This is a genomic window from Bacillus thermotolerans, assembly GCF_000812025.2.
GTDB classification, from domain to species: Bacteria; Bacillota; Bacilli; order Bacillales; family Domibacillaceae; genus Quasibacillus; species Quasibacillus thermotolerans.
Genome location: NZ_JWJE02000006.1, coordinates 1 through 3,159, shown reverse-complemented (window position 1 = coordinate 3,159; position 3,159 = coordinate 1). Strand labels below are relative to the sequence as shown.

Annotated in this window: 2 rRNA genes; both read left to right on the top strand. The window is 53.7% G+C overall.

The features are described 5' to 3' along the window. A 16S ribosomal RNA gene (locus QY97_RS04165) occupies positions 1–90 on the top strand; the annotation flags it as partial. A gap of 136 nt (positions 91–226) precedes the next feature. Next, a 23S ribosomal RNA gene (locus QY97_RS04160) occupies positions 227–3,158 on the top strand. Position 3,159 lies beyond the last annotated feature (1 nt).

Here is a 3,159-nt window from a genome sequence, read left to right as displayed (position 1 = left end):
GGGAGCCAGCCGCCTAAGGTGGGGCAGATGATTGGGGTGAAGTCGTAACAAGGTAGCCGTATCGGAAGGTGCGGCTGGATCACCTCCTTTCTAAGGAATATAACGAGGCTGGCATGATATTTTGTTTAGTTTTGAAGGATGAATGCCTTCAATATACTTGTTCTTTGAAAACTGGATAATATCGTATAAGAAGTAACCAAGCAATAACCGAGTAATCGCCATTTTAGGTTAAGTTAGAAAGGGCGCACGGTGGATGCCTTGGCACTAGGAGCCGAAGAAGGACGGGACTAACTCCGATATGCTCCGGGGAGCTGTAAGTAAGCTTTGATCCGGAGATTTCCGAATGGGGAAACCCTCTGTCCGTAATGGGACAGAATCCCTGCCTGAATACATAGGGCAGGAGAAGGCAGACCCGGGGAACTGAAACATCTAAGTACCCGGAGGAAGAGAAAGCAAACGCGATTCCCTGAGTAGCGGCGAGCGAAACGGGACCAGCCCAAACCAGAAGGCTTGCCTTCTGGGGTTGTAGGACACTCTATACGGAGTTACAAAGGAATGAAGCAGGCGAAGAGGTCTGGAAAGACCCATCAAAGAAGGTAACAATCCTGTAGCCGAACCTTCATTCCCTCCAGAGTGGATCCTGAGTACGGCGGAACACGTGAAATTCCGTCGGAATCCGGGAGGACCATCTCCCAAGGCTAAATACTCCCTAGTGACCGATAGTGAACCAGTACCGTGAGGGAAAGGTGAAAAGCACCCCGGAAGGGGAGTGAAAGAGAACCTGAAACCGTGTGCCTACAAGTAGTCAGAGCCCGTTAATGGGTGATGGCGTGCCTTTTGTAGAATGAACCGGCGAGTTGCGATTTCATGCGAGGTTAAGCCGCAAAGGCGGAGCCGCAGCGAAAGCGAGTCTGAACAGGGCGCATGAGTATGAGGTCGCAGACCCGAAACCAGGTGATCTACCCATGTCCAGGGTGAAGGTAAGGTAACACTTACTGGAGGCCCGAACCCACGCACGTTGAAAAGTGCGGGGATGAGGTGTGGGTAGCGGTGAAATTCCAATCGAACCTGGAGATAGCTGGTTCTCTCCGAAATAGCTTTAGGGCTAGCCTCAAGGGAAGAGTCTTGGAGGTAGAGCACTGTTTGGACTAGGGGCCCCTCTCGGGTTACCGAATTCAGACAAACTCCGAATGCCAAAGACTTATCCTTGGGAGTCAGACTGCGAGTGATAAGATCCGTAGTCAAGAGGGAAACAGCCCAGACCGCCAGCTAAGGTCCCCAAGTATACGTTAAGTGGAAAAGGATGTGGAGCTGCTTAGACAACCAGGATGTTGGCTTAGAAGCAGCCATCATTGAAAGAGTGCGTAATAGCTCACTGGTCGAGTGGCTCTGCGCCGAAAATGTAACGGGGCTAAACGTATCACCGAAGCTGCGGATGGACACCTTATGGTGTCCGTGGTAGGAGAGCGTTCTAAGGGCGGTGAAGCCAGACCGGGAGGACTGGTGGAGCGCTTAGAAGTGAGAATGCCGGTATGAGTAGCGAAAGAAGGGTGAGAATCCCTTCCACCGAATGCCTAAGGTTTCCTGAGGAAGGCTCGTCCTCTCAGGGTTAGTCGGGACCTAAGCCGAGGCCGAAAGGCGTAGGCGATGGATAACAGGTTGATATTCCTGTACCACCTCACTCCGTTTGAGCGATGGGGGGACGCAGGAGGATAGGGTAAGCGCACAGCTGGTTGTGCGTCCAAGCAGTTAGGCCGGTGACGAGGCAAATCCCGTCACCATCCAGGCGGAGCTGTGACGGCGAGGGAAAGATAGTACCGAAGTTCCTGATTCCACACTGCCAAGAAAAGCCTCTAGCGAGGAGACAGGTGCCCGTACCGCAAACCGACACAGGTAGGCGAGGAGAGAATCCTAAGGTGAGCGAGTGAACTCTCGTTAAGGAACTCGGCAAAATGACCCCGTAACTTCGGGAGAAGGGGTGCTCTTTGGGGTGCATAGCCCTGAGGAGCCGCAGTGAATAGGCCCAGGCGACTGTTTAGCAAAAACACAGGTCTCTGCGAAGCCGCAAGGCGAAGTATAGGGGCTGACGCCTGCCCGGTGCTGGAAGGTTAAGAGGAGGGGTTAGCTTACGCGAAGCTCTGAATTGAAGCCCCAGTAAACGGCGGCCGTAACTATAACGGTCCTAAGGTAGCGAAATTCCTTGTCGGGTAAGTTCCGACCCGCACGAAAGGCGTAACGATCTGGGCACTGTCTCAACGAGAGACTCGGTGAAATTATAGTACCTGTGAAGATGCAGGTTACCCGCGACAGGACGGAAAGACCCCGTGGAGCTTTACTGCAGCCTGATATTGAATTTCGGCACAGCTTGTACAGGATAGGTAGGAGCCTTTGAAACCGGAGCGCCAGCTTCGGTGGAGGCGTCGGTGGGATACTACCCTGGCTGTGTTGAACTTCTAACCCGCACCCGTGATCCGGGTGGGAGACAGTGTCAGGCAGGCAGTTTGACTGGGGCGGTCGCCTCCTAAAGAGTAACGGAGGCGCCCAAAGGTTCCCTCAGAATGGTTGGAAATCATTCGCAGAGTGTAAAGGCACAAGGGAGCTTGACTGCGAGACCTACAAGTCGAGCAGGGACGAAAGTCGGGCTTAGTGATCCGGTGGTTCCGCATGGAAGGGCCATCGCTCAACGGATAAAAGCTACCCCGGGGATAACAGGCTTATCTCCCCCAAGAGTCCACATCGACGGGGAGGTTTGGCACCTCGATGTCGGCTCATCGCATCCTGGGGCTGTAGTCGGTCCCAAGGGTTGGGCTGTTCGCCCATTAAAGCGGTACGCGAGCTGGGTTCAGAACGTCGTGAGACAGTTCGGTCCCTATCCGTCGCGGGCGCAGGAAATTTGAGAGGAGCTGTCCTTAGTACGAGAGGACCGGGATGGACGCACCGCTGGTGTACCAGTTGTCTTGCCAAAGGCATCGCTGGGTAGCTATGTGCGGACGGGATAAGTGCTGAAAGCATCTAAGCATGAAGCCCCCCTCAAGATGAGATTTCCCATAGCGTCAAGCTAGTAAGATCCCTGAAAGATGATCAGGTAGATAGGTTCGAGGTGGAAGCGTGGCGACACGTGGAGCTGACGAATACTAATCGATCGAGGACTTATCCTAA